Origin of the sequence: Candidatus Palauibacter irciniicola, from assembly GCF_965208695.1 — a bacterium.
Taxonomy (GTDB): domain Bacteria; phylum Gemmatimonadota; class Gemmatimonadetes; order Palauibacterales; family Palauibacteraceae; genus Palauibacter; species Palauibacter irciniicola.
Genome location: NZ_OZ242352.1, coordinates 1088729 through 1115694, shown reverse-complemented (window position 1 = coordinate 1115694; position 26966 = coordinate 1088729). Strand labels below are relative to the sequence as shown.

The 26966-nt window shown below is 70.6% G+C and carries 27 protein-coding genes; 3 read left to right on the top strand and 24 right to left on the bottom strand.

Going from position 1 to position 26966, the window contains the following annotated elements:
• The 9 genes from ACOGI9_RS04590 to ACOGI9_RS04550 form a co-directional block, all read right to left on the bottom strand.
• Positions 1-333 (bottom strand): STAS domain-containing protein, encoded by a 333-nt coding sequence (locus ACOGI9_RS04590; RefSeq protein WP_419858711.1) that lies wholly within the window; start codon positions 331-333, stop codon positions 1-3.
• Positions 330-1187: a phosphate acyltransferase gene (locus ACOGI9_RS04585; RefSeq protein ID WP_419858710.1), complete on the bottom strand. Its 858-nt coding sequence runs from the start codon at positions 1185-1187 to the stop codon at positions 330-332. Before ACOGI9_RS04585 ends, ACOGI9_RS04590 begins: the two co-directional genes overlap by 4 nt.
• Positions 1188-1685 (bottom strand): pantetheine-phosphate adenylyltransferase, encoded by a 498-nt coding sequence (gene coaD, locus ACOGI9_RS04580; RefSeq protein ID WP_419858709.1) that lies wholly within the window; start codon positions 1683-1685, stop codon positions 1188-1190. It abuts the gene before it with no gap.
• Positions 1686-1696: 11 nt separating this feature from the next.
• Positions 1697-2272 (bottom strand): 16S rRNA (guanine(966)-N(2))-methyltransferase RsmD, encoded by a 576-nt coding sequence (rsmD, locus tag ACOGI9_RS04575; protein WP_419858708.1) that lies wholly within the window; start codon positions 2270-2272, stop codon positions 1697-1699.
• Between the two features lie 13 nt (positions 2273-2285).
• On the bottom strand, positions 2286-3005 hold the full coding sequence (locus tag ACOGI9_RS04570) for a zinc ribbon domain-containing protein (RefSeq protein ID WP_419858707.1): 720 nt from the start codon (positions 3003-3005) through the stop codon (positions 2286-2288).
• A 14-nt stretch (positions 3006-3019) separates the two neighbouring features.
• On the bottom strand, positions 3020-4831 hold the full coding sequence (gene dnaG / locus ACOGI9_RS04565) for a DNA primase (RefSeq protein WP_419858706.1): 1812 nt from the start codon (positions 4829-4831) through the stop codon (positions 3020-3022).
• Between the two features lie 66 nt (positions 4832-4897).
• Entirely contained in the window at positions 4898-7291 is a 2394-nt protein-coding gene (locus ACOGI9_RS04560) for an endonuclease MutS2 (protein ID WP_419858705.1), read from the bottom strand.
• A 5-nt stretch (positions 7292-7296) separates the two neighbouring features.
• Positions 7297-7632, bottom strand: coding sequence for an HIT domain-containing protein (locus ACOGI9_RS04555; protein ID WP_419858704.1), 336 nt, complete (start codon positions 7630-7632; stop codon positions 7297-7299).
• 1 nt (position 7633) lies between these two features.
• Positions 7634-8401, bottom strand: a complete 768-nt coding sequence (locus ACOGI9_RS04550; RefSeq protein WP_419858703.1) for an RsmE family RNA methyltransferase — start codon at positions 8399-8401, stop codon at positions 7634-7636.
• 198 nt (positions 8402-8599) lie between these two features.
• Here ACOGI9_RS04550 and tkt point away from each other — a divergent pair, with 198 nt between their 5' ends.
• The 3 genes from tkt to tal are packed head-to-tail and all read left to right on the top strand — an operon-like array spanning position 8600 to position 12295.
• Positions 8600-10660, top strand: coding sequence for a transketolase (tkt, locus tag ACOGI9_RS04545; RefSeq protein WP_419858702.1), 2061 nt, complete (start codon positions 8600-8602; stop codon positions 10658-10660).
• A complete protein-coding gene (rpiB, locus tag ACOGI9_RS04540; protein WP_419858701.1) occupies positions 10657-11118 on the top strand; it encodes a ribose 5-phosphate isomerase B in 462 nt (153 codons plus the stop codon). The genes tkt and rpiB overlap by 4 nt, the downstream gene beginning before the upstream one ends.
• 25 nt (positions 11119-11143) lie before the next feature.
• A complete protein-coding gene (tal, locus tag ACOGI9_RS04535; protein ID WP_419858700.1) occupies positions 11144-12295 on the top strand; it encodes a transaldolase in 1152 nt (383 codons plus the stop codon).
• On the opposite strand, the gene dnaJ is transcribed toward tal, so the two are convergent.
• From dnaJ to prfA, 15 genes are all read right to left on the bottom strand, one after another.
• Positions 12285-13454 carry a molecular chaperone DnaJ gene (gene dnaJ / locus ACOGI9_RS04530; protein ID WP_419858699.1) on the bottom strand — a complete coding sequence of 390 codons (1170 nt, stop codon included), beginning with the start codon at positions 13452-13454 and terminating at the stop codon, positions 12285-12287. The two genes, tal and dnaJ, sit on opposite strands and share 11 nt — an antisense overlap.
• Entirely contained in the window at positions 13451-14494 is a 1044-nt protein-coding gene (hrcA, locus tag ACOGI9_RS04525) for a heat-inducible transcriptional repressor HrcA (RefSeq protein ID WP_419858698.1), read from the bottom strand. The genes dnaJ and hrcA overlap by 4 nt, the downstream gene beginning before the upstream one ends.
• Positions 14491-15645, bottom strand: a complete 1155-nt coding sequence (gene hemW / locus ACOGI9_RS04520) for a radical SAM family heme chaperone HemW (protein ID WP_419858697.1) — start codon at positions 15643-15645, stop codon at positions 14491-14493. The genes hrcA and hemW overlap by 4 nt, the downstream gene beginning before the upstream one ends.
• On the bottom strand, positions 15645-16739 hold the full coding sequence (dprA, locus tag ACOGI9_RS04515) for a DNA-processing protein DprA (protein WP_419858696.1): 1095 nt from the start codon (positions 16737-16739) through the stop codon (positions 15645-15647). The genes hemW and dprA overlap by 1 nt, the downstream gene beginning before the upstream one ends.
• Before the next feature lie 14 nt (positions 16740-16753).
• Positions 16754-17803 (bottom strand): GTPase ObgE, encoded by a 1050-nt coding sequence (obgE, locus tag ACOGI9_RS04510; protein WP_419859234.1) that lies wholly within the window; start codon positions 17801-17803, stop codon positions 16754-16756.
• Positions 17785-18780, bottom strand: coding sequence for an asparaginase (locus tag ACOGI9_RS04505; RefSeq protein ID WP_419858695.1), 996 nt, complete (start codon positions 18778-18780; stop codon positions 17785-17787). Before ACOGI9_RS04505 ends, obgE begins: the two co-directional genes overlap by 19 nt.
• Positions 18780-19469, bottom strand: coding sequence for a TIGR04282 family arsenosugar biosynthesis glycosyltransferase (locus ACOGI9_RS04500; protein ID WP_419858694.1), 690 nt, complete (start codon positions 19467-19469; stop codon positions 18780-18782). Before ACOGI9_RS04500 ends, ACOGI9_RS04505 begins: the two co-directional genes overlap by 1 nt.
• 23 nt (positions 19470-19492) lie before the next feature.
• Entirely contained in the window at positions 19493-19927 is a 435-nt protein-coding gene (locus ACOGI9_RS04495; protein ID WP_419858693.1) for a hypothetical protein, read from the bottom strand.
• Between the two features lie 35 nt (positions 19928-19962).
• On the bottom strand, positions 19963-21621 hold the full coding sequence (locus ACOGI9_RS04490; RefSeq protein WP_419858692.1) for a S41 family peptidase: 1659 nt from the start codon (positions 21619-21621) through the stop codon (positions 19963-19965).
• Between the two features lie 85 nt (positions 21622-21706).
• Positions 21707-22387: a dTMP kinase gene (gene tmk / locus ACOGI9_RS04485; RefSeq protein WP_419858691.1), complete on the bottom strand. Its 681-nt coding sequence runs from the start codon at positions 22385-22387 to the stop codon at positions 21707-21709.
• Complete coding sequence (locus ACOGI9_RS04480) at positions 22388-23710, bottom strand: inositol-3-phosphate synthase (RefSeq protein ID WP_419858690.1); 1323 nt, start codon at positions 23708-23710, stop codon at positions 22388-22390.
• Positions 23711-23735: 25 nt separating this feature from the next.
• On the bottom strand, positions 23736-24392 hold the full coding sequence (locus ACOGI9_RS04475; protein WP_419858689.1) for a CDP-alcohol phosphatidyltransferase family protein: 657 nt from the start codon (positions 24390-24392) through the stop codon (positions 23736-23738).
• Complete coding sequence (locus ACOGI9_RS04470; protein WP_419858688.1) at positions 24389-24757, bottom strand: YlbF family regulator; 369 nt, start codon at positions 24755-24757, stop codon at positions 24389-24391. Before ACOGI9_RS04470 ends, ACOGI9_RS04475 begins: the two co-directional genes overlap by 4 nt.
• Positions 24758-24898: 141 nt before the next feature.
• Positions 24899-25810 (bottom strand): peptide chain release factor N(5)-glutamine methyltransferase, encoded by a 912-nt coding sequence (gene prmC / locus ACOGI9_RS04465; RefSeq protein WP_419858687.1) that lies wholly within the window; start codon positions 25808-25810, stop codon positions 24899-24901.
• Entirely contained in the window at positions 25807-26892 is a 1086-nt protein-coding gene (gene prfA / locus ACOGI9_RS04460; RefSeq protein WP_419858686.1) for a peptide chain release factor 1, read from the bottom strand. Before prfA ends, prmC begins: the two co-directional genes overlap by 4 nt.
• Between the last annotated feature and the right edge of the window lie 74 nt (positions 26893-26966).

Sequence of the window (26966 nt, the reverse complement as noted above, 5' to 3'; positions counted from 1 at the left end):
TCAGGACTCGCCGAGCGCGGCCGCCCGGGACTCGGCGATCTCGAACAGCGAGTCCAGTCGGGTCAGGGCGAAGAGCCGCTGGAGATCGTCGTTCAGCCCCGCCAGCGTCAGGCGCCCTCCCGCGTCGCGGATGTGCTTGGAGAGACTGACGAGCACCCCCAGGCCGGAGGAGTCGATGTAGTCGGCCTCGGTGAAGTCGATCACGAAATCGGTGTCCCCAACCGCCAGGCGCGCGAGCACGCGCTCCTTGAATTCGCCGCGGTTGTTGATCGTGAGCTGGCCGCCCACGGCGACGAGGGTGTTGGCTCCCAACGTTTCGATCGAAAACGTCATCCTTCGCTCCCGGGTGACATGAGGGCGGTAATGCAGGCGACATCCACGATATCGGAGGCGGACGCGCCGCGGGAGAGGTCGTTCAGCGGCCGCCGCAGTCCCTGAAGGACAGGCCCCAGGGCGCGCGCTCCGGCGAGTCGCTCGAGCAGTTTGTACGCGATGTTCGCCGCGTCGAGGCCGGGGAAGACGAGCAGGTTCGCGCGGCCGGCGACCGGAGACCCGGGCGCTTTCAGCGCGGCGACGTCCGGTACGAGCGCCGCGTCGGCCTGCAGTTCGCCGTCCGCCGCGATTTCGGGGCGGCGGCGGCGGAAGAGCTCCAGCGCTTCCCGCACATGGTCGACCGCCGGCCCCGCCGCCGAGCCGAGAGTGGAGTAGGAGAGAAACGCGACGACCGGTTCGTCCCCCGCGATGGCTCGGTGCGCGTCGCAGGCCGCCGAGGCGCTCTCCGCCATCTGGACCGGGGTCGGCGCCGGGACGACCGCGGCGTCCGTAAGCGTGAGCACGCGCCCGCCGGGATCGGGAAACACCATGTAGAAGGCGGCCGAGACCGTCTCCACGCCCTCGGCCAGGCCGACGACCCGCAGCCCGGCCCGGATGACGTCGGCGGTCGCATGCACGGCGCCGGCCACGACCCCGTCGAGTTCCCCCGCAGCGAGGCGATGCGCGGCATCCTCGAGGCCGCCCGGGCCGGCCCGGATCTCCACGGGGCGTACCCACCCCTCCTCCCGCAACCGGCGAATCGCGAGCGCGGTGCGGGCTTCGTCCGCCTCCGGAAAGCCGATGCGCCGCTCGAGGGCGCCGGCCCGTGCCCTCAGCCGGTCGATGAAGCCGGGTCGGGTCGGCGGCGACGTCACCTATGCATCGCGCCCGAAGGCGCGGTCCATGCGGGCCTTCACGACCGGACTCACGAAGTCGGTCACGTCTCCGCCCAGACGTCCGACTTCGCGCACCAGCGAGGAACTCAGGAACGTGTGGCGCGTCGAGGGCGCCATGAAGAGCACTTCGACTTCGGGCCAGAGCGAGCGGTTCATGAGCGCCATCTGAAACTCGTACTCGAAGTCGCTCACGGCCCGCAGCCCGCGGACGATGATCCGGGCCTGGCGGGAGCGCGCAAAATCCACGAGCAGGCCGGAGAACGACGTCGCCTCGATCCGGGGTTCGTCCGCAAACACCTCGCGGATGAGATCCACGCGCTCCTCGATCTCGAACAGTCCCGACTTGGCCTGCGTGGCCGTCTCCGCCACGGCGACGATCAGACGGTCGACGACCCCCAGACTCCGGCGCACGATGTCCTCGTGTCCGACCGTCAGCGGGTCGAACGACCCGGGATACACGGCGACGGCATTGTTCATCGAGTTCCCCGTCAGAGTGTTCGGGTTGACGCGTCGGCCGGAGCCCGGAACCGGCTGACGCAGGTGTCACCGTATTCCCTCCTCCAGTCTGCCGCCGCCGCCCATTCGGCGTCCGGACGGTGCTCGACCCACAGCTGTGAGGCGAACGGATGGGCCCGGAAGCGCTCGACCAGTCGCGCGCCGGCGGCGGACGCATACGGCGGATCCGCGAAGACCAGATCGAGAGGCGCACCCGGCCCGGCTACGTCGTCCGGTTCGTTGAGACCGTCGACCCAGGCGAGGGCATCGTCCCGCACCACCCGCGATCGGTCGGCGAGATCGAGCGTCGCGACATTGCGGCGCAGCAGCGCCACCGTCCGACGATCCGACTCGACAAAATGGACGTGGGCCGCACCGCGCGACAGCGCCTCGATGCCAAGGGCCCCGGAGCCGGCGTAGAGATCGGCGACCCGGGCCCCCTCCACATCGCCCGCGAGCGCGGAGAACCAGGCCTCCCGCACCCGCTCCGCCGTCGGACGGGTGCGCCGTCCACGGGGCGCGTCGATGAAGCGGCCGCCCAGGTCGCCCGCGATGATGCGAAGCCTCAAATGACGGGGCGCGTCAGACGAGGGATCCCGGGTAGAGGATGATCCCGCAACCCTCGCAGACGGCGAGGTGCCGCCGCGCCCGGATCTCGGCCTGTCGCTGTTTCGGTATCGCCGTATAGCACCGGCCACACGCCCCATCGACGGTGAGTTCGGCGAGCGCCGCCTGGCGCCCCCCTCCGCCCGCCGTGCGGTACAGTTGCAGTGCCCGGCGGTCCAGCCGGTCTTCCTGCGTTCTCCGGCTGGCCCCGCAGTGCTGAAGATCCCCCTCCAGGGTCGCCCGCAGCTGCTCGGCGGCGGTGCTCCGTTCGGCCAGCCGCGCGGTGGCCTCCCGCAGCTCCGCTTCCGCCGCGTTCAGCGCCCCGCGGGCGGTCTCCACATCCTGCATGGCATCGAGCTGGTCATCCTCCGCCGCCCGCAGGTTCCGGCGCGCCGTGTCCGTTTCGCTCCGAACGGCGAGATGCTGCTGCATGTTCGCCACCGCGACGGAGCGCGCCTCGAGGCGCTTGAGCGTCGCCCTGCCGGCTTCCACGGACCGGTGGAACTGCCGCACGCGTCCTTCCGCCTCCGCCGCTTCCGCGCGGATCCGTGCGACCTGCGACTCCAGCGTTTCCACGGTTTCCCGGAGCCCGGCCTCCTCCCGGCCGAGACCCTCGAGTTCATCTTCTATCTTCAGGATCCTGTGGTCGATCTCCTGAAGCGTGAGTAACTCCTCGACGATATCGCTCGCTTGCATACTCTCCCCGGCTGTCATCGCTGCGCCGTAGTCGGTTTCGGGGGGCGTCCCGGCTCCGCCGCCGGCATGAACGCCCCGGACTCGCCCGCGGCACGAAGTTCGCGCACGAGTTCCTGCTTCTCACCCAACAATCGACGCTGCTGCTCCGGCTCCGCAAGCTCGATCGCGCGGCCGATCTCCTCGATCCGTTCGCGATGCCGCCGATAGAGCAGGCGGCGCACCACGGCGTCGAAGACCCGAGCGGCGTCCGGAAGCTCCCGGTCGGACTCGCGCAGCGCCTTCGCCAAGTCCCCGGCCGCGGCGGAGGCGGATGTCCAGTCCGGAGAATCGACCCCCTCGTCCGATGCCGCCGCCAGGATCTCGAACAGCTCGCGGCCCCGCGGATCGGACATGTGGTCGGGCACGAGTCCGACGCGCACGGCCTGCCTCGTGAGCGCCGGGTCCCGAACGAGCAGGAGAAGAAAGTCGTGCTCCGTCCGCGAAGCCAGGGATTGCCCGCGACGCGGGCGTCCCGCACCGGCGGCGGGGGGACGGCGTCGAAGCCGGGAACGTTCGAGGCGCGCAATCTCATCCACGAGCGTGTCGCGCCGTATTCCCAGTCCTTCCACTGCCCGGTCCACGTAGATGTCGCGGAGCGCCGGATCGGAGACCGCCCTCAGGGTGCTGAGCAGGCCGTCCACGGCGCGGCGGCGCCCTTCCACCCGGTCGAGGTACCCTTCGCGGTGAAGGATCTGGAGCTTGCGTTCGAGGAGATCCACCGCGTCGTCCAGGAGCTGCCGGATGGCGGCCGGACCGTCCCGGCGGATGAGGGAATCGGGATCTTCGCCGGACGGGAGCGACACGACCATCGGGTGGATCCCGGCGGCGAGGAGGATGTCCCCGGTTCTGAACGTCGCGCGCAGCCCGGCGAGGTCGCTGTCGTAGAGCAGATAGGCCCGCTTCGTGTATCGGCCGATGCGGCGCGCCTGGTCCGCCGTGAACGATGTCCCCAGCCCGGCGACCGCAAAGCCGAGGCCGGCCCGGTGCAGCGCGATGACGTCCGTGAACCCTTCCGCGATCGCCGCGTGGCCCTCGCGCCGCATCGCGTGCCGGGCCCGGTTGAGTCCGTACAGCTCCTCCCCCTTGTGGAAGACGGGGGATTCCGGCGAGTTGATGTACTTGGGCGCATCGGAAGAGGCATCGAGGATGCGGCCACCGAAGCCGATCGGCCGGTCGCGCAGGTCGTGGATCGTGAACATGAGGCGCCCGCGAAAACGGTCGTACGGCTCCTCCGCCCTCTCGCTCGTCGCGAGAAGCCCGAGGTCGAGCAGCGTTCGCTCCTCGATCCCGTGGCGGGCCGCGGCCGAGCGCAACGCCCGCCACTCGTCGTCCGCGTAGCCCACCCCGAAGTCGAGCGCCTCCTCCAGTGACAGCCCGCGCCCCTGCAGATAGTCGCGCGCGCCGGCGCCGGCCGGCTCGCGCAGCCGACCCTGGAACCACTCGGCCGCGAAGGCGAGCACGCCGCGCAGCGGCGCGTGCGGATCCTCGCGGCGCTCCTCCCGGTCGGGAACCTCTATCCCGACCCTCGCGCCCACGTGACGCACCGCCTCCGGGAACTCGAACCCGAGGTGCTTCATCAGGAAGCCGAAGACGTCCCCGCCCTCCCCGCACACGAAGCACTTGAAGATCTGGCGCTGCGGGTCGACGGAGAAGTTCGGGCCGTCTCCACCGTGCAGGGGACAGGGTCCGCGGTAGCTCTTCCCGGATCGTCGAAGCTGGACGTACTCGCCCACGATCTCGAGGATGTCCGCCCGTGCCCGGATGTCCTCTACGAGGCTGTCGCTCACCACGAGCCCGCCCCCGAGCCGGAAGCTGAGCGGCCCATCATGCCGCGCACCGCGCGCAATCCGCGCTCACTCGAATTCCACGACCGTGACGCCCGTGCCCCCTTCGTTCGATTCGCCGCTTCTGAAGCGCCGGATCCGCGAATCCCCGGCGAGCAGTTGTCCGACCCTCTCGCGCAGCGCGCCCGTCCCCTTTCCGTGGATGATCCTGAGCCACGGGAGGTCTCCGACCACGGCCGCATCGACGGCCGGGTTGAGCGTCCCCTCCACCTCGTCGACGCGCAGGCCCCGGAGATCGACCTCCGTGGCGACGCTGAAATCCGGCCGGCGTGGCTCCGGTCCTCCGGCTTCGCGGACCCCGGCCGACCCGGACGAACGGCCCGCCGATGCAGAATGCGGCGTCAGCTCCCCGAGCGGTACCGTCAGCCGCAGCTCGCCCACCTCGATGACGCCGCGATCCTCCCGAATCTCGACGAGGCGCGCGGGCCGGTCGGACGCGGACCATCGCACCGCATCGCCGACCCCGACCGTTCCCTCCGCCGACGGAGGCGCGGACTCGCCCAGCGCACGAAGCGCGCCGGAAGACGCCCGCAGCGCCCGTTCGACTTCCCCCCGCGCGGCCCGCTTCGCCTCCGTGCGGCGCACCTCATCCCCCGCATCCGCCGCGGCGAATTCGGCTTCCAGGCGTGAGATCGCGGCCTCCACCCGCTCTCGCGCCTCGCGCAGCGCCGCGAGCCGCTCCGCCTCCCGTCTGCGAGCGGCGGCCCGCTCCGAGTCGGCCAGGGCGGTCTCCCTGGACGCGAGGTCGCGTTCCCGCTCGGCCGTCTTTCCCGCGCGGCGCTCGAGTTGGACCCGCAGGTCCTCGACTTCGCCCCGCTCGGTCTCGAGCCTGGCGAGGAGCGTGTCCAGCGAGACGTGCTCCGGTCCGAGCCGGTCGCGCGCATCGGCGAGGACGTCTTCCGGGACCCCCAGCCGCGCCGCGATGACGAGCGCGTAGCTGCGGCCGGGCCGGTCCCTGACCAGACGGTACGTCGGCTCGAGCCGCGTTCCATCGAACTCCAGCGAGGCGTTCACGGCCGCGGCCTTCTCGTCCGCGAGACGCTTGAGGTCGCCGAGATGCGTCGTGGCCACCGTGAGACGGGCCTGCCGAGCGAGCCGCCGCAGCGATGCCGCAGCGAGCGCGCCCCCCTCGGCCGGATCCGTGGCGCTGCCGATCTCGTCGAAGAGGACGATGTCCCGGTCGCCCGCCTCGCGCAGAATCCCGGCCAGGTTGCGCGCCTGCGCACCGAAGGTGGAGAGCGACGCTTCGATCGACTGTTCGTCGCCGATGACGGCGAAGAAGCGACGGAAGAAGGGGATCCGGCTCCCGGCGCCGAGCGGCGGGAGCACCCCGCTCTGCAAGAGCGCGGACAGCAGGCCGAGCGTCTTGAGAAACACCGTCTTTCCGCCCGCGTTCGGGCCCGACACGAGGAGGACGCGCTCGCCCCCCGAGAGGTCCAGGTCGAACGGCACCGCGCCGCCGGCATCGAGGGCGAGGAGAGGATGGCGCGCGCCGCGGATGCGGATCCCATCGGACCCCGCCTCGACGAAGGCCGGGGGCGCCGCGTCCATCTCGTCCGCGAAGAGCGCGCGGGCGCGCAGCGAGTCCAGTTCCACGAGCGCGGCGTACGAGGCGGCGAGTTCGGTCGCCCGGGCGCGCACGGCGGCGGAAAGATCCCGCAGAATCCGGTCCACCTCGCGGCCCTCGGCGAGTTCCAGTTCACGGATCTCGTTCATCGCCTCGATGGCACGCGACGGCTCGACGAACAGGGTCCGGCGGCTGGCGGAAGCGTCGTGTACGAGACCGCCCGCGATCCCCTTGCCCTCGCGGCGGACGGGGATGCAGTAGCGGCCGTTTCGCACCGTGACCGAGGCGTCGGGCACGCGCACGCGTTCCGGAAGCGAGCGGGCGTAGCGCGCAAGTTCGTCGACGAGCCGGCCGCGCCGCGTCGCGAGCGAGCGGCGGATGCGCCGAAGCTCCGGGGAGGCCCCGTCCGCGACCGCCCCCGTCGCATCGAAGGTGCGCGCGATCCGCTTCTCGAGGGCCGGCTCCCCCCACAACCGGCCCACATGCTCCGCCGGGAGTCCATCGGGATCGAGGCGCGGCGCCAGTCGCCGCACGGCGCGCGCGACGGCCATGACCTGTCCGCACGCGAGCAGTTGAGGCGGCTCCAGCGCCGCGTCCTCGATCGCGAGCCGCCGCAGAGCCCCGTCCAGCGGCGCGATCGGATCCAGCGCCCATCCGTCGCCGTCCCCGATCAGTTCGCGAAGCTCGTGCACCGCCGCGAGCGAGCGGCGCGCGGAGGCCACATCCGGCAGCGGCCGAAGTCCTTGCACCGCGGCACGGCCCGCCTCCGACACGGCGCGTTCGCCGACCGCCGCCAGCACGCGGTCGAACTCGATCACCCGGAGCGCGTGATCCACGGCGGCTATCCGGGCGGCCAGCCCATACGGCGACCGCCGAGCACGTGAAAGTGCAGGTGCGGCACGGCCTGGCCGCCGTCGCCGCCGACATTCGTGACGACGCGGTATCCGCCGTCCAGCCCCTCCGAGTCGGCGACGGCCGCGCACGCGAGAAGGAGTTGGGTGCCGAGCGGTCCCTCCGACATCGCCGCGAGGCTCGACACGTGCGCCCGCGGGACGACGAGCACATGCACCGGCGCCTGGGGTTCGAGATCCCGGAACGCCACCCAGTCGTCCGCCTCGGCGACGATCGTCGCCCCGATCGCCCCCGAAGCGATGCCGCAGAACACGCAGTCCGTCATGTCATCCTCTCGTCGTCCGCTTCGTTTTCGTTTCCTCCAGCATGGCCGCTGCCCAGCCGACGACGACCACCGCGGCCGTCTCGAACCTCAGCGTCGCCGGGCTCAGGGAAACGGGCTCGAAACCCGCCGCCCGGCAGCGACGCCGCTCCGAATGCGTCAGGCCCCCCTCCGGCCCCACCGCGACGGTCAGCGGGGGCCCGGCACCTCCGCCCGCCGAACCACGGACGATCGCGTCTCCGAGCCGTCGCCCCCCCTCCGCGTCCGCGAGCCATCCGGCTCCCTCATGGCGCCCGAGAGCCTCCTCCGGTGCCACGGGGCTTCGCAGCCGAGGGAGCCAACCTCGTCCCGATTGCTTCAACGCCGCCCTCGCCCGGCCCTCCGCGCGCCGCAGAAAGCCCTCGGAGCGCCCGGCGTCCGCCACGGAGCGCGACCGCTCCCACTCGATCCACGCGATCGTGGCGGCGCCCAGCTCCACGACCTTCTCCACGAGCCACAGGGAACGGTCGCGGTTCGCCACGGGGGCCCAGAGGTGGAGCGGGAGCGCGGGTTCGGGCGGAACGGGAGCGAGCAGCCGGCAACTGGCGCGGCGCCGGTCCAGCGCGACGAGTTCCGCCTCCCAGCGGCTCCCGGCACCGTCGATGACCGCCAGACGACGGCCGGGGCGGAGCCGGGCGGCACGGACATGGCTCACCTCGTCGCTCGCGAGTTCGGCCCGCGCGCCGGCTTCCAGGCCCGCAAGACCGTCGGCGAAGAACGTCTGATCGCTCACGGGGGGCAACGTATCCGTCGCCGGCGGGCCATCGCCACCGACCTCGCGCGCGTCGCGGGGGCGCCTTTTCCGGCGGCGCCTCCAACCCTTATGTTCGCTCCGCCGAAGCGGCCCGCCCATTACAAGTTGTCTCGCGCGGCCTCCGGCTTCCCGGCATTTGGGCCAGCCAAGGGCGATTCAACTCGCGCGAGGGGGCTATTGAACGAAACAGAGACCGTCGAAGCCGTTTCCGGGTCCGCCGCTCCGGGCGCGGGCCCTTCCGTAGAAACCCAGTCCATCGACACGATCCGCACGCTCGCCATGGACGCCGTCCAGCGGGCCGGCTCCGGGCATCCCGGCACCGCGATGGCGCTCGCCCCCGTGGCGTACACCCTGTGGATGCGCCACATGCGGTACAGCCCGCGAGACCCCGCCTGGTTCGGTCGGGACCGGTTCGTGCTCTCCGCCGGCCACGCCGCGATCCTCCAGTATGCCGTTCTCCACCTCACCGGGTTCGACCTTCCCCTGGAGGAAATCCGCAACTTCCGGCGCGCGGGGAGCTGCACGGCCGGCCACCCCGAGTACGGCCACGTCGACGGGGTCGAGACGACGACCGGCCCGCTGGGCCAGGGCGTCGCGAACTCCGTGGGGATGGCGATCGCCGAAGCGCATCTCGCGGCGGTGTTCAACCGGCCGGGCCACTCGATCATCGATCACCGGACGTACGTGATCTGCAGCGACGGCGACCTCATGGAGGGCGTCTCGTACGAAGCCGCCTCGCTGGCCGGACACCTGGGCCTCGGCAAGCTCGTCTGGCTCTACGATGACAACAGGATCACGATCGACGGCGACGTCGATCTCGCATTTTCCGAGGATGTGCGCCGGCGATTCGAGTCGCTCGGGTGGCACGTGCAGTCCGTCGGGGACGCGAACGACCTGGCGGCGCTCGACGCGGCACTCGAAGGCGCGCGGGGCGCGGAGGACCGACCGTCCCTCATCATCGTCCGCTCGCACATCGGCTACGGCGCCCCCAACAAGCAGGACACGGCCGCCGCGCACGGCGCGCCGCTCGGCGAGGAGGAGGTCCGGCTCACCAAGGAGGTGTACGGCTGGCCGGCGGAGCCTCCGTTCCTCGTTCCGGACGCCGTCCGGGGCCACATGGGCCGGCAGGTCCGACGCGGCGAAAAGCTCGCCGCGGAGTGGGGGGAGCGCTTCGAGCGATACCGCGCGGAGCACCCGGAGACGGCCGCGGAACTCGAACGCCGCATCCGGTCGGATCTGCCGGGGGCGTGGGACGAGGATCTGCCGAGCTTCGGCCCGGACGACGATCCGATCGCCACGAGGGCCGCTTCCGGCCGGATCCTGACCGCGCTGGCCCCCCGCCTCCCGGAACTCATCGGCGGGAGCGCCGACCTGTCGGGCTCGAACAACACGTTGATCGACTCGCCGAACTTCTCGAGGGACGCGCCCGAAGGCCGCAATCTGCGGTGGGGCGTCCGCGAGCACGCGATGGCCTCCGTCGCGAACGGGCTCGTGCTCCACGGCGGCATTCGGCCGTACATCGCGACGTTCTTCACCTTCACCGACTACGCGCGGCCCTCGATGCGGCTCGCCGCCCTGATGGGACTGCCCAACATCTACGTGATGACGCACGACTCGATCGGGCTCGGGGCCGACGGGCCGACGCACCAGCCGATCGAGCACCTCGCCTCCTTCCGGGCGATGCCGGGCGTCGTCCTGCTGCGCCCCGCCGACCCGGAGGAGACCGTCGAGGCGTGGCGCATCGCGATCGAGCGCCGCGCGGGGCCCACGATTCTCGTGCTCACGCGCCAGAAGGTCCCTCACCTCGAGCGCGCGGCCGGCGCCGCCCGCGACGGGGTGGGACGCGGCGCCTACGTCCTCCGGCCGGAGCCCGGCCCCCTGCAGGTCGTGCTGCTGGGGACCGGTTCGGAACTGCAGGTGGCCGTCGAAGCGGCGGGCGTCCTCGAGACCGGGGGGGTATCGGCACGCGTCGTCTCGTTCCCGAGCTGGGAACTGTTCCGCGCACAGCCGGCGTCGTACCGGGACGAGGTCCTTCCCCCCGGCGTTCCGCGGGTCGCGATCGAAGCCGGCGCCACCCTCGGGTGGACGGAATGGGTGGGGCCGGACGGCGCGGTCATCGGGATCGACCGCTTCGGCCAGTCCGCATCCGCGGCGGACAACTTCACGCACTTCGGCTTCACCGCGGAGGCCCTCGTCGCGCGGGCCCTGGACGCGCTCGCGGCGGAGCGACCGGCGTGAAGCTCGCCGTCGGGGCGGATCACGCGGGCGTCGGCTACAAGGACATCCTCGCCGCGGAGCTTCGCGCAGCCGGCCACGAGGTCGTCGACGTCGGCACGCACGGCACGGACTCCGTCGACTACCCCGACTTCGCCTTCGCCGTCGCCGAGCGGGTGGCGCGCCGCGACGTGGAACGCGGCATCGTCATCTGCGGCTCCGCCGTGGGCGTCTGTATCGCCGCGAACAAGGTGCCGGGAGTACGGGCGGGCGTCTGCCACGACACGTATTCGGCGACGCAGGGGGTGGATCATGACGACATGAACGTCCTCTGCATGGGGGAGCGCGTGATCGGGATCGCCCTCGCACGCGCGATCACGGACGCGTTCCTGGCGGCGGATTTCTCGGCCGAGCCGAGGCATCGACGCCGCCTGGAAAAAGTTCTGGACATCGAAGCCCGACACCTGAAATCGGACACCTGAGACACACCACGGGGAGGGGAGAAGGATGAGCGCGCTGCTTCAACTCCAGGAGCACGGCCAGAGCTACTGGCTCGACAACCTGACGCGCGGGATGCTGGTCGACGGAACGCTGGCTCGCCGGGTCGAGACCGAAGGGTTGCGAGGGGTCACCTCGAACCCCGCGATCTTCCACAACGCCATCACGGGCAGCGCCCAGTACGATGAGGACATCGCCCGCTTCACGGCCGCGGGTCTCGGCGTCGAGGATGTCTACGACCGGCTCACGATCGCCGACGTCCAGGGCGCGTGCGATGTCCTGCGGGGCGTGTGGGAGAGTTCCGGCGGCGTCGACGGATACGTTTCCCTCGAGGTGTCGCCCCATCTGGCGAACGATACGGAGGGCACGGTGCGGGAGGCGCGCCGCCTCAACGATGAAGTCGCCCGCGAGAACGTCCTCATCAAGATCCCCGGGACGCCGGCCGGAGTCCCGGCCATCCGGCAGGCGCTGTTCGAGGGCGTGAACGTGAACGTGACGCTCCTCTTCTCCATCGCCGCGTACGAGGCGGTGGCGGACGCCCACACGGAGGCGCTGGAGCAGCGGCTCGAAGCGGGCCGCTCCGTCAACGGCGTCGCGTCCGTGGCCAGCTTCTTCGTGAGCCGGATCGACGGGCTGACCGACCGGAAGCTCGGGGCGCTGGCCGATGCCGCGGAAGGCGACGCCGCCCGCTGCGAGGCCCTGCTCGGCAAGGCGGCGATCGCCAACGCGAAACTCGCCTACGTCGGCTTCCAGCGGCGGCTGGCCACGGACCGCTGGGCCCGTCTCGCGGAGCTCGGCGCCCGTCCGCAACGCATGCTGTGGGCGAGCACGAGCACGAAGAACCCCGCGTATTCGGACGTGATGTACGTCGAGCCCCTCATCGGCGACCTGACGGTCAACACCCTGCCGGAGAAGACGATCGACGCCTTCAGGGATCACGGGCGCGTCGCCGGCACGCTGACCGAGGGCGTCGACGACGCCCGTCGCACGATGGCGGAGTTGGCCGCTGCAGGAATCGAGTTGGACGAGGTCACGGACCAACTGCTGACGGAGGGCGTCGAGAAGTTCGCCGTCCCCTTCGACCGGCTTCTCGCGAGCCTCGCGGACCGCATGGCGCGGCAGCCCGCCGCGGCGGCCGCGTCGGCGTCCGCTACGCCGTAAACGCCGCCTTGACGCGCTCCCAGAAGCTCGGGTCCTCGCCCCGGCGCGGCTCGGGCGGCGCGTCCTCGACCTCCCGCAGCGACTCCAGGATGTCGCGCTGGCGTCGGGACAGTTCGCTCGGCGTCCACGTGTGGACCCGCACCAGCTGGTCCCCGTGGCCCGCCGCCCGCAAACGCGGCATCCCCTGGCCACGAAGCCTGAGAACCTGCCCCGCCTGAATCCCCGCGGGCACCTTGAGCCGGGCCTGTCCCAGGATCGTCGGCACGTCGAGTTCGTCGCCCAGCGCCGCCTGGGAGAACGTGACCGGCAGGTCGAGGACGAGGTCATCGCCCCTGCGCTCGAAGCGGTCGTGCGGCTCGACCTCCACCTGCACGATGAGGTCCCCCGCAGGCCCGCCGCGCGGACCCGCGTTGCCGCGCCCGCGCAGCTTCAGGTAATCGTCGGACGAAATACCCGCGGGAATCTCGATGTCGACGGATCGGTCGACCCGCACGCGTCCCGCTCGCCGGCAGTCCCGGCACTCATCCGCGATCCAGGTGCCCTCTCCGCCGCACGCGGAACAGGGGCGCACGGAGACGAACTGTCCCAGCATCGAGCGCTGGACCATGCGAAGCTCGCCGGAGCCCTGGCACGTCCCGCACGTCGAAGCCGTGCTTCCGGGCTCGGCGCCCGTCGCGTCGCAGCGCTCGCACCGATCCAGAGCGGAGACGCGGAGGGAGCGCCGGGCCCCCTTCGCCGCCTCTTCCAGCGTGATCGTGACGGAGACCTTGAGGGTCGAGCCACGCCGCGGCTGGTTCGGGGATCTCGCGTCTCCGAACAGGTCGCCGAAACCGCCGCCTCCGAAGCCGCCGCCTCCGAACTCCCGCATGAACACGTCGAACGCGTCGGAGAAGTTGTTGAATCCGGAAAACGGCGCCTCGCCTCCGCCGCCGCGCCGGACACCGGCTTCGCCGTACTGGTCGTACAGCTGCCGCTTGCCCGGGTCGCGGAGCACTTCCCACGCCTCCGTCACCTCCTTGAACCGCTCCTCCGCGTCGGACGCGGAATTGCGGTCCGGATGGTACTCCATGGCGAGGCGCCGGTAGGCCCGCTTCAGCTCGTCCGCGCCGGCATCGCGCGAGACGCCGAGCAGTTCGTAGTAGTCGCGGTGTCCGCTCACGGCATCAGCCGCGTGAGAAGATCGGAGGTCCAGTCGACGATGGAGACGACCTTGTCGTACGGCATGCGCGTCGGCCCGATCACGCCGACCGTGCCCTGAAGGCTGCCGACCGCATAGTTGGCCGTAACGATGGTCAGATCCTCGAGTTCCGGCTGGCCGTGCTCGGCGCCGATCGTCACATGCGGACCGTCCGAGCCGCCCCGCTCCCCGAGCACGGAGGCGAGCAACTCCCGGCGCTCCGTGAGGAGCAGGAGTTCGCGCAGGCGCGCGCTCGTCGTGAACTCCGGCTGTTCGGTCAGCGCCGCGGCGCTCCCGAGGTGGATCTCGCGCTCGCGGCGGGCCCACTCGAAGATGTCCGGACCGCTGTGAACGAAGATGTTCATCAATTCCTCGGCGCCGCGGTTGCTGAAACTCAGGTCGCCCAGTCGCTCGCGCAGCGTCGCCTGAATCTCCGAGATGGCGCTGCCCGCCAACCGTTCGTTCAGCGCCTGCGACACCGCCTGGAGCGTCTCCCGCGGTACGCGCGTCGTCACGTCCACGTACACGGTGCGCACCACGCCGGACTCGATGGTGAACACCAGGAGCACCTTCTCGCTCGAAAGCGGCACGAGTTCGAGACGCTCGAGCGTGGCCGTGGCGAGCGTCGGACCCACGGCAAGGCCGAGTTCCCCCGTCAGGAGGCTGAGGACGCGCGCCGCCTTGCCCATGAGGTCCTCCACACCGCCGGCGTCCGCATCCCCCAGCTCGCGTTCGATCTTGGCCTGATCCCGCTTGCGGATGCTGCCCCAGCGCATGAGCGCATCGACGTAGTACCGGTATGCGAGGTCCGTCGGAAGCCTTCCGGCGGAAGTGTAGGGGTGCGTAAGGAGACCCTTGCTCTCGAGGTCCGCCATGGTGTTGCGGATCGTCGCGGGCGACACGCCGAGCGCGTACTCCTTCCCGATCCTTCGGGAGCCGGCCGGGGCGGCCGTGCGGACGAAGGAGTCGATGACCGCCGCGAGGACGGCCCGTTCGCGCTCTGTCAGTGTTGGCAGGGTCATGCTCTCTCAGCCCCGGCGAGTTCGGCGGCGATCGTATCCAGGCGGAGCCAGCCTTCGATCGTCGCCGTCCAGCGTCCGCCCCGCTCCTCCATCCACCCGGCCTCGACCCAATCGTCGAGGCGGAGTCCGTTCGACGAGATCTCCTGTACAAAGTCGGGCGTCAGTCCGCGATTCGTACGAAGACCCAGCCAGATCCGTTCCAGTTCCTCTTCTTCCGGCCCCACGCGTTCCCAGCCTTCGAGCGGGCCGAGGCCCTCCCGCAGCGCGCGTTCATACCGGTCCCAGCGGAAGACGTTCCAACTGCGGATCGGCGGGAGAAATCCATGCGCGGACGGGCCGAGGGCAAGATACGACGTTCGGTTCCAGTACGACCAGTTGTGGCGGCACTGCGCGCCCGGACGGGCGAAATTCGACACCTCGTACTGTTCATACCCGGCCGCGCGCAGGTCGCGCGACAGGAGCCGATACTCCTCCGCGTAGCGCTTCTCGTCCGGCGCTCCGACCCGGCCCAGTCGGATCCACTCGGCCAACGGCGTGCGCGGCTCCACGGTCAGGCCGTAGAGACTGAGGTGGGACACGTCGAGGGCCGCCGCCGCTGCCACCTCCGCCCCGAGATCCCGCTTCACTTCCGGAGGGAGGCCGAAGATGAGGTCCACGCTCACGCTTTCGAATCCGGCATCCCTCGCCTCCGCCACGGCCTCCGTGGCCCGGCGCCGGTCGTGAAGCCGGCCCAGCCACGTCAGAACCCCATCGTCCAGCGCCTGGACGCCCAGACTCAGCCGGGTCACGCCCGTCGCCCGCCAGCTCGCACCCAGACGCACGTCGAAGGATGCGGGGTTCGCCTCGGCCGTCCATTCGGTGTGCGCGGGGTCGATCCGGAACCAGGCGGAGATTCGCGAGGCCAGCCCGTCCATCCCGGCGGGCCCCATGAGCGACGGCGTCCCGCCTCCCACGAAAATCGTATCCAGCGTCTCCCCCCGATCCCACCCGTTGCGCTCGAACCACCAGGCGAGTTCGGCCTCGATCGCAGCGAGCCAGCGGGACACCGGCGGCGCCGACGCCCGCTGGACGGAGAAATCGCAGTAGTGGCAGCGATGCGCGCAGAACGGAAAATGCACATACAGGGAGCCTGGCGGGCACTCGCCGGACATCAGCGGCCGCCCCGCCGCCGGACGGCGGCGAAGCTCCCTCCCGGCCGGCGCTCGACCCAACCTTCGAGTTCCAGCCGCCCGAGTCCGCCAAGCACTTTCGTGACGGGCATCTCGAGACCGACGGCCAGTTCGTCCGGCGAGCGCGGTCCCCGCGACAGCGCTCCGAGCAGACGCCGATCACCGGAGGATCCGTCGACCGCCGGGGCGGGTCCTTCTTCCGACGGTGGCGGCGGCTCGAGGCACAGCCAGCCCAGGGCATCGAACACGTCCTGTACGCCGGCCACGAGCCCGGCGCCCTGGCGCAGCAGACGAAGGCACCCGGCGGCTCCCGGATCATCGATCCGCCCGGGCACCGCGAGCACTTCGCGACCCAGGTCGAGGGCATGGTCCGCCGTGTTCAGGGCCCCGCTCCTCCCGCCCGCCTCCACGACGATGACGCCGCGGGCGAGGGCCGCGATCACCCGGTTGCGGCGCGGAAACGCGGAACGCGTCGGCGGCGCCCCCGGCTCGAACTCGCTCAGCAGGATGCCGTGCGAACGCATCCTCCGGTACAGGTCCCGGTTTTCCGCCGGGTATTCTCGGTCGAGCCCGGTTCCGAGAACTCCGATGGTCTGCCCGCCCGCGTCGAGGGCGCCGGCGTGGGCCGCCGCATCGATGCCGCGCGCCATGCCGCTGACCACCGTCCAGCCCCAGCGTCCGAGTTCCCTTCCCAGGGCATATGCCGTGCGCAGCCCGTAGGACGACGCGGCGCGCGTGCCCACGACCGCGATCATCCGCTCGGAGTCCGGCGTCCCGGGGCCACGCTCGAAGAGAACCGGTGGCGGATCGGGGAGATCGCGCAGCCCCGCGGAATATGCGGCCTCCCCACAGTCCGTATACCCCGCCACGCGCATCCCCCTGGTACGCGCTTCACGCAGCAGCGACCGCGCCGCGCGCAGGTCGTCCGGCGCGGCCCGGCGCAGCGTTTCGAGCGCCGCCGACGCCCCGCCGTGGCGGTCGACCAGGCGCCGGACGGTACGCAGACCGATGCCGGGGGCGCGGGCCAGGACGACGAGCGCCGCCAACTCCCCATCGTCCGTCGCAGAGCGCCGCACGGCACGCGTCTCCGTCACGGGCGCCACGCTTCGCTGCTTCCGAACGGATCCGCTTCGGCATCGCCCGCCGCAGCCTCCTTCTCCCTCTGCACGCGCGCCCACAGACCCTCGAGCGCGCGGTCGAGGCCGGCCCCGCTCACGGCCGAGACCGTGAACTGGCCCCAGCTCCCCGGGGCTTCGACCGACACCGGCGGTCGGGCCGCCTCGGGATCCAGGTCGGCCTTCGTCAGGAGCACGCAGTGAGATATGCCGGCGAGCGCCGCGTCGTGCGCCCGCAGTTCCTCGCGCAGCAGATCGTACGTCGCCTGCGGATCCTCGTCGTCCACCGGCACGAGGAGCGCGAGGGTGCGCGTGCGCTCGATGTGCCGAAGGAACTGCGTGCCCAGACCGCGCCCCTCGTGCGCCCCTTCGATGATGCCCGGGATGTCCGCCATCACGAACGAGCGGTGCCCGCTCAACCCCACGACTCCAAGGTTGGGCGTCAGCGTGGTGAAGGGATAATCCGCGATCCGGGGTCTCGCCGCCGTCACGCGGGCGAGGAGCGTCGATTTGCCCGCGTTGGGCTCCCCCACCAGGCCCACGTCGGCGATGAGCTTGAGTTCGAGTTCGATGTGCCGCTCCTCCCCCCACTCCCCGGGTTCCCATTCGCGCGGCGTCTGTCGCGTGGGCGAAGCGAAGCTCGCGTTGCCTCTCCCTCCGCGGCCGCCCCGGGCCACGACGAGTTCATCGCCCTCCTCGAGCAGTTCCCCGACCCGCTCGCCCGTCTCGACATCGCGCACGAGCGTCCCGAGAGGTACGGGGAGCCGCAGATCCTCCCCCGAGGCCCCGTCGCGGTTCTTCCCCTCCCCGTGACCCGCGCGCCCGGCCTTGTAGTGCTCGCGGTACGAGTAGTCGAGCAGCGTGTCGAGCCGGCGATCCGCCACGAGGATCACGCCACCGCCGTTTCCGCCACGGCCGCCGGCGGGCCCGCCGCGGGGCACCCCCTTCTCGCGCCGGAAGGCGACGGCGCCCGCGCCGCCCGCCCCGCCGGTTACGTGTATTCTCGCTACGTCGACGAACAAGATTCCCCCTCCACCGAAAGCACGCCGACCTCATTCCCGCACGTGTTCCGAACCACCGGACGCGCGAAGCTCTCCAGGCGCCCGACCTCCTCCGGTTCCAGCAGCGACAGCGTGGCAAGCGCGTGCACGACTGCCGGCCCCAGCGGCCGCGTGGCCCCATCCAGCACCTTGAAGGCCGCCCCCCACGTCCCCTCCGCGCTCGCCAGACAGAAGACTCCCTCCGCCCCCTCCTTGGCGAGAATCCGACCGGAAGACGCCCGCATCAGGTTCGCCGAAAGCGCCGCGGGACCCGAAACCAATGTCGGGTGCGCCGTCATCGCGGTCACAACGGACCGCACCGCCGCCTCCGACGAGGCGCCGAAGTCCGCGAACACCCGCGCCATATCCCGCAGCGCGAGGGCGGGGGTCGGAAGGCCGCACCCATCCGTCCCCCACGGCAGGCGCTCGCCGTCTTCACCCAGCCACGCCGAGAGTTCGCGGCGGATCGCGCGCTGCAGCGGGTGCTCCGGTTGGTGGTAACCCGCCACGGGCCAGCCACGGTCAACGCAGAGCGCCAGCAGCGCCGCATGCTGACCCGAACAGTTGTTGTGGATCCGCCCCGGCAGGCGCCCGGCCCGATCCATCCCGCGGGCCGCCCCGTCATCGAAGGGCCGGTGCGGTCCGCATGCGAACATCTCCGGCGTCAGCCCCGCCGCGTCGATCACCGACTGCACGACCTCCAGGTGCCGCGGCGTGCCGTGGTGCGAAGCACACGCCAGCGCCAGCGCCTCCGCGCCGAGCCCGAGGCGCCCGAACACGCCGTCCCTGACGGCTGGAAGGATCTGGAGCGGCTTCATCGAGGAACGCCAGAAGGCCGTCAGTCGCGGATCGCCGAAGGCGTGGCGGCGACCCGGGGAACCGACCTCGTGGACCACGCCGTACACGAGATGCGACGACTCGCGCGTTCCGGCCCGGTCCACCGTGACGCGGATCGGTTCCATCACCCTTCCGCTCCCGCCGGCGGCGGCGCGAGCCGGGCCCAGGCTCCGGCCGTCGCGCTCCCTTCGGTCAGGTCGCCCGCCATGCGGGCCAGATCGGCCGGACGGTCCACGTCGTACCAGGGCGGCAGTTCGACGCAGTCGAGCCGCAGCGACGCTGCGCGCGCGCGCGTCCACGTGAACAGCCCGGACGTCGACCAGGGGGCTCCGGCGAAGAGACCGCGCGCCCGGGGCCAGGCCGACCCGCGCAGTCCGACCGCGTAGTATCCGCCATCCAGGCTCGGGCCGAGGGCCATCGGGCGATCCGCCAGCGCGTCGAACGCTCGCACCACGAAGTCGGCCGGCAGCGTCGGATGGTCGCTTCCGAGCGCCACCGCGCGATCGACACCGTCGCTGAAGGCGCGGGCAAACGCCATTTCGAGGCGGTCGCCGAGCGAACCTCCGGGTTGAAGCCGGACGCGAGCCGCCGGGTATCGGGAGCCCAGCCGCTCCATCGCTCCGGGACGATCGGGTACCCACAACTCCACGGCCACTCCGTCCGGCGCGAGCTTCATGACGTCGTCGAGGAACGCCTCGTACAGGACGGCGCTCCCCTCCCTGGTCAGCTCGGGATGGAGGCGCGTCTTGACGTAGCCCGGCTCGGGCAGGCGGCCGAAGACGAGGAGTCTCGGCCGCGTACCATCAACGCTCAAGGCGGGGGGGTCGCCACGGACTGCTAGCGGGTGTTGACCTCGATCACGCCGCCCTCGGCGCCCGGCCGGCGATAGCGGGGCGGAACCATGCTCTGGTGGTACAGCCGGATCGACACGATGTCCTCCGCCGGAATCCGCCGCAGCGTGGTGACCGCGTCGTTCTGGTTGAAGTCGCCGTCCACGACGAGCATCGGCACGTAGTAGTCCTGCGTCTGGCGCCCGAACAGACGGGAGCTGTCGTTGCCGCCCCTGAAACCGATGCGGTCTTCGAAGATGATCAGTTCGCGGTGATGCGTGAGCGCCTCGTAGGCCGACCGGTATCCGGCGTCACGGATCTCGCTGCCGGTGATGAGGAGCCGGGTGTACGTTCCGGGGCGCGGGTTGCTGGCGCACGCGGTTGCCGCCATCAGAGCCATCGTGGTTGCAATCGCGGCCGACCGTCGCGTGCGCTTTCTCATCGCTCGTCTCCTCACTTCCTGAATCTGTCGCGGCGCTAGCGGTCCCCGCCGGGTTCGTCGCTCCGCGTGCCCTCCGCACTCTGCGCCTCCGCGGCGCGCGCCGCGACCGTGAGCAGCGCTTCGGGCGAATCGGCTTCCCGCAGGAGGTCCATCGCCACGTTGATCTGGGCGTCACGCACGGCCCGGCTGCGGAGCTGGGGCACCTCCCCGAACTCCGCGCCGGCCAGCTCATCCGCGATGAGCCAGTCGACATAGGTCTGCGACTGGTCGAAGAGTTCCCTCTCGACCTCGGCTCCCGCGTCCACGAGCGCGGTCCAGACCTCTTCCCGCATCGCCTGCGTGACGGAGAACCCCTCGTTGAAATCGTGTTCGTTCGAATACTCGACGGCCCAGCGGAAAACGATGTTCCGCGGGATCGCCCCCGAGCGCGTCGCGAGGCGCCGCAGTTCCTGTTCCTCGGTGGAGAGCGTGTCGCGGTAGACGATCAGATCCGGAGTGATCCCGCCGCCGCCATACACCGTCCGGCCGCCCATCGTCTTGAACTCCTCACGGTCTTCCGGCTCCGACCGCGCGGCAATCGGTTCGCCGGAAATCGCCACGGCGCTCGCGGCGAGGTCGCGCAGCGCACTCGCGCGGTCGAAGTCCTTCGTGATGGACCGACCCGCCGGCGTGTACCAGCGGGCCGTCGTGACCTTCATGCTGTGGTTCCCGGAGAGGCCGTACAGCGTCTGCACGGAACCCTTGCCGAACGTCGTCGTGCCCACGACGACCGCGCGGTCGTGATCCTGCAGCGCGCCGGCCACGATCTCGGACGCGCTCGCGCTGAGCCCGTCCACGACGACGACGATCGGGATATCCGCGTAGCGATCCTCGCTGGAGGCGCGGAACAGGTAGTTCTGCTCGTCCAGGCGTGAACGCGTCTCGACCACGGGCCTGCCCCGCTCCAGAAACAGGTCCGTGACGTCGATTCCCGCCGGCAGCAGACCGCCGGGGTTCCGTCGCAGGTCGAGGATCAGTCCGCCGGCCCCCTCCTCGACGAGGCGGTCCAGCGTCGCGACCAGTTCCTCCTTCGCCTCGCGGCTGAAGCCGCGCAGCGTCACGTAGCCGATGTCGCCGTCCAGGACGAAGCCCTGCGCCTGCGCCACCTGAATGACGTCACGCACGATCCGAATCGCGAGCGGTCGGTCCACGCCGACCCTCGCGATGGTGATGTTGACGGGCGCCCCCTTCTCTCCCCGCAGCGTGTCGACGGCCTTGTCCACCGACCAGCCCTCGGCGGACTCGCCCTCGACCTCGATGATGCGGTCGCCGACCTCGAGTCCCTCGCGGAGGGCCGGCGAGTTCGGGAGCACCTGGACGACCGTGATCCAGTCGTCCTTCACGTCGATCCGGACGCCGAGCCCTCCGTAGTTGCCTGTCGTGGTGAGACGCAGGTCCTCGGAATCCCGGGGTTCGAGGAAGGTGGTGTACGGGTCGCCCAGATTCTCGAGCATCCCGTCGATCGCCATCTGGTACAACTCTTCCGGCGGGATCTCATCGACGAAGCGGGCGGAGATCAGACGGTGGATCTCATCCAGGAGCCGACGGCTTTCTCCGCCGCTCGCGGCCCCGCTCTGGTTGATCAGCCAGCCGCCGGTCGCCAGAGCGATGGCGCCGACCAGCACTCCCGTCGTCCAGGATCGCTGCACTCTCATGCATCCTCCGTGGTGGCAGCCCCGCATCGCGCCGGGCCGCGTTCGAGCGGCACTCCGCCGCTACCGTCAATGTCACACCGCGCGGTCAACGAGGAAAGTTCACCGCCTGGAAGCGGCCCGGGAGCCTCTCCTGAAGGATCGCCAGAATCCGGGCTTCCACCTCATCCGGAGTCCCGGAGCCGTCGAGGATCACGATCCTCTCATCCGCCGCCGCCAACTCCCGATACCCTTCCCGCACGCGCTCGCGGAACGACCGCTTCTCGAGCTCGATCCGATCGGGCGCGGACCCGAAGAAGGCCAGCTGCCCCGGGTCTTCCCGATCCTGCCCCTGTCGATCCAGACCCACGTTCACCGGTACGTCGAGCACGAGGTAGAGCTCCGGAAGGAGACCGCCCGTCGCGGCGCGGGTGACCTGTTCGACCGTCTCCGCGTGGACTCCTCGCGCGCTCCCCTGGTAGACCCGCGTCGAAAGTTCGAAGCGGTCGCAGAGGACGACTTCGCCACGCGTCAGCGCGGGCCGGATCACCTCTTCCACATGGGCGCGGCGGGCCGCCGAAAAGAGCAGCAGTTCGGCGATCCCGTCGAGCCGCAGCTCCGGCCGGTCGAGGAGCACGCCCCGAATCGCTTCCGCCGCCGCCGTGCCTCCGGGTTCCCGCGTCACCGTGCGCGGCACGCCGGCCGCGAACAGCCGTTCGGCCAGCCGCTCGATCTGGAGCGACTTCCCCGACCCCTCCGGTCCCTCGAATACGAGGAAGCACCCCTTCATTCAGTCGTAGTACTCCACGCCGAGGTGTGTGATCTGCTCCTCGCCCTTCAGCCAGCGCAACGTGTTCTTGAGCTTCCAGTGCTGGATGAAGATGTCGTGTTCCGGATACAGGTCCGGCGCCGTCTGCGGCGCCTTGAAGTAGAAGGACAGCCATTCCTGGACCCCCGAAAGTCCGGAGCGCGCCGCGAGGTCGAGAAAGAGCGCCAGGTCCAGCACGATGGGCGCGGCCAGAATGGAGTCGCGGCACAGAAAATCGATCTTGATCTGCATGCCGTACCCCATCCAGCCGAATATGTCGAGATTGTCCCAACCTTCCTTGTTGTCGCCGCGCGGCGGATAGTAGTTGATGCGGACCTTGTGATACATGTTCTCATAGAGGTCCGGGTACATGTCCGGCTGCAGGATATACTCGAGGGCCCCGAGCTTCGATTCTTCCTTCGTCTTGAAACTCTCCGGGTCGTCGAGCACCTCGCCGTCCCGGTTGCCGAGGATGTTCGTCGAGAACCAGCCGTTGAGGCCGAGCATGCGCGCCTTGAGGCCGGGAGCCAGGATCGTCTTCATCAGCGTCTGGCCCGTCTTGAAGTCCTTCCCGGCGATCGCCACGCCGCGTTCGGCGGCGAGCGCGAGAAGCGCGGGGATGTCGCACGTCAGGTTCGGCGCCCCGTTTGCGAACGGCACCCCCTCCATGAGCGCGGCCCAGGCGTAGAGCATCGAGGGCGCGATGTCCGGGTGGTCCTCTTCCATGGCGCGCTCGAAGGCGGCCGGGCTGTCGTGCACCGGACTCGGCTTCATGAAGATCTCGGTCGAGGCCGCCCACACCATCACGAGGCGGTCGCAGCCGTTCTCCGCCTTGAACCGGCGGATGTCCCGGCGGAGCTGCTCGGCGAGGTCACGCTTGTTGGCCCCCGTCTTGACGTTCGAGCCGTCGAGCTTCTTCACGTAGGCGCGGTCGAAGGCGGCCGGCATCGGCTCGATGCCGCGCATGAAGTCCGCTAGCGGATCGATGTCCTCGGGCCGGAGGACGCCGCACACCTTGGCGGACTCGTAGGCGTTGTCGGGGATCGGGTCCCAGGCGCCGAAGACGAGGTCGTCCAGTTCGGCCAGCGGCACGAAGTCGCGGATGAGCGGGGTGCGGTTCTCCGTCCGCTTCCCTAGCCGGATCGTGTTCATCTGCGTGAGCGATCCGATGGGCCGGTTCCGCCCCCGGCGCGCCGCCTCCACGCCGGCGATGAAGGTCGTCGAGACCGCCCCCAGCCCTACGAGAAGAACGCCGAGCGTTCCTTCGGCGGAGGCAATGGTTGCAGGTAATCTATCCGAATCCACGATGCCGGTTCACTCCGTGTCTGGTTCAGTCCGATTTCCCGGGCGGCTCGCCGTCGGGCCGCGTATTCCGGTACACCCACCAGATCCGCTGGAAGGCGGTCAGGTTGGTGAGAATCGCGAGGCCGATGATCACGACCCTGAGCACGAGGCCCTGGTGCCCGAACATGGTCGTCTCGCCAAAGATGAGCGCGGCGAAGCCGATCAGGATGACCCGTTCCGGACGCTGCATCAGCCCGACGTAACAGGCGATGCCGAGCGCCTCGGCGCGGGCGCGGGTGTAGCTGATCATCAGCGAGCCGGCGAGCGCGAGCACGATCCAGTAGATCATCCCCACGTCGCCCAGTTCGAGACGGTAGTCGTTGTACAGGGAGAGGAGCCCCAGGTACACGACGATCTCTGAAAGCCGGTCGAGCGTCGAGTCGTAGAAGGCCCCGAAGGAAGAGGCCAGGCCCGTGCGGCGCGCGACCGTGCCGTCGAACAGGTCGAACACGCCGCCCAGGAGGACGAGGAAGCCGGCCGTGCTCACATGATGCTGATGAAAGAAATAGCCGGAACTGCAGGTGATGACGAAACCGAGCGTGCTGATGACGTTGGGGTGGACGCGGCGTCTCGTGAGCCACGCCATGGCCGGCTCGAAGATCGCGCGCAGCGCGCGTTCCCCCAGGTCGCGGGCCGCCTTCATGTCGGGAGGATGATCCGGCTTTCCTCCCCCTTCCGGACTCCGTCCCCGATCGCTCGATCCACCCGCTCCATGAGCTTCTCGAAGTTCGCCTGAGAGGAGATGAGGGCCTGATAGCGGGTGTTCGTCTGGACCTTCTCCTGGAGTTCGGCGAATTCCCGTTCCTGCTCCTCGCTCGGCCGCTCGCCGCGCCCGACGGTTTCCATGAGCGTACTCTGCAGGTCGCGCATCCGGTTGAGCAGTTCCGTCGCGTCGCGGTCCTCGTCGATTTCGCGGCGGGCCGCGCGCAGGTAGGCGTACTCGGGCAACTGGGAGATGATGCGCCCCAACTCCTGAGCCTTCTCCAGCATGCGGTCTCGCTCGTCCATGTCTCCGGCTCGAAACGGAATCGGGAAGCACCCCGGGCCGGCGAGTCGCGCCGGCGGCGGGCGGAGGTGCGAATCGCCCGGGCCGACGATTCGACGCCCGAGTATAACCCGGCTTCGACCCCCACGCGACTTGATCGAGCGCTAGTCGGAGTTCCCCTTCCGCGCCGATGCGAATCGCGGCCGGCCGGCAAGGTCGGCGCGCACGCGGCAGTCCGTGAGGATCGGCTCCGCCTCGAGCAGCGCCATCACGGCGGGGCCCTGGGACATGCCGATCTCGAGGAAGAGGGCGCCGCCTTCCCGGAGTCGGGCCGCGGCTCCGGAGACGACGGCGCGAATCACGTCCAGTCCGTCTTCCCCGCCGTCCAGTGCGACGCGGGGCTCGTGGTCGCGGACGACGGGGTCGAGGCCGGTCCATTCCGGGGTCGTGACGTACGGTGGGTTGGAGATGATGAGGTCGAAGCTCTCGCCGGTCGCGAGCGCGGACCAGATGTCGGGCCGACACGGGCGGAGTTCGAGACCACCGGCGTCCGCACGGCGGGCGTTCTCGCGGGCCTGGTCGAGCGCCTCCTCCGACACGTCGAGCCCGACCACGCGGCCGGCGATGCCCTCGTCGAGGAGCGCGATCGCGATGGCGCCCGACCCGACCCCGATGTCGAGGGCATCGACGGGCGCGCTCCGGCCGCGGCGCCAGGCGGCGACGAGGTCGAGCAGTTGCTCGGTCTCGGGCCGCGGGATGAGCGCGCGGCCATCCGACACGAGGCGGACGCGCCGGAAGTCGACGGTGCCCTCGATGTGCTGGAGCGGCTGCCCCTCGAGACGGCGGGAGACCGCGCGCGCCACATCCGCCGCGGCGCCGGGATCGACCCGCTCCCCGCCCGCGACGCCGAGTTCGCTCACGGACAGCGAGAGCGCCGCGGCGACCAGCCGCTCGGCCTCGACCCGGGGAGCTTCAAGGCCGGCGAGTTCGAGTTCGCGCCGCACCCCCTGCACGATCTCCCGGCGCGTCGGACCCGCCGGGCGGCGTCCCGCTCCGCCCGGCGGCGGATCGCTCATCCGGCGCCCGCCGCCATCCGCTCTTCCGTCCCGGCGAGCCGCAGTGCCTCGACGACCTCATCCAGGTCGCCGGCGAGGATGGCCTCCAGCCGGTGGCTCGTGAAGTGGATGCGGTGATCCGTCACGCGGTTCTGCGGGAAGTTGTAGGTGCGGATCTTCATGGAGCGGTCACCCGTCCCCACCTGCGTGCGCCGCTCGCGGGCCCGCTCCGCCTCCTGCTCGGCGACCAGCCGGTCGAGCAGTCGGCTCCGCAGCACCTTGAGCGCCCGCGCCTTGTTCTTGTGCTGCGACTTCTCGTCCTGGCACGACACCACGAGCCCCGTCGGCCCGTGCGTGATCCGCACGGCGGAGTCCGTCGTGTTCACGGACTGTCCACCGGGGCCGGAGGAGCGGAACACGTCGATCTTGAGGTCGGCGGGGTCGATCTCGATGTCCACTTCCTCCGCTTCGGGGAGGACGGCCACCGTCGCCGCGGAGGTATGCAGCCGACCCTGGCTTTCGGTCTCGGGCACGCGCTGGACGCGGTGGACGCCGGACTCGTAGCGCAGACGGCCGTAGGCGTCGGAGCCGCGCACGACGAAGACGATCTCCTTGAGGCCGCCGAGCGTGCCCTCGCTCGTACTGATGAGTTCCACGTCCCAGCCGGACTCCGCGGCGAAGCGCGTGTACATCCGGTACAGGTCCGCCGCGAAGAGCGCGGCTTCGTCTCCCCCGGTGCCGGCGCGGATCTCCACCACGGCGGGCCGGTCGTCGAGCGGGTCCTTCGGAACGAGGAGCCGGCGGAGTTCTTCCCGCGCCTCCTCGCGCTCCGCCTCCAGCTCGGCAACCTCGGCCGCGGCCATTTCGGCCAGCTCGCCGTCGGATTCCGCCGCGACTTCCCGCGCCTGGCGCAGGTCGTCGAGCAGCTTGAAGTGGCGCGTCGCCGCGTGCGCCACCGGCTCCAGCCCCGAGTGTTCGCGCGCCAGGTCGCGCAGGAGCGCCATATCCGACAGCACTTCGGGCTCCGCCATCCGGCGCGCCAGCGTCTCGTACCGCTCGGCGGCGTCACGCAGACGATCCTCAAGCGTGTCCCAGTCCGACATCATTCGTTCCCCATATGAAAACGGGGTCCGCGAGGAACCCCGTCACTTGAAATGCGGTGTCGAGCGCCGGAGGC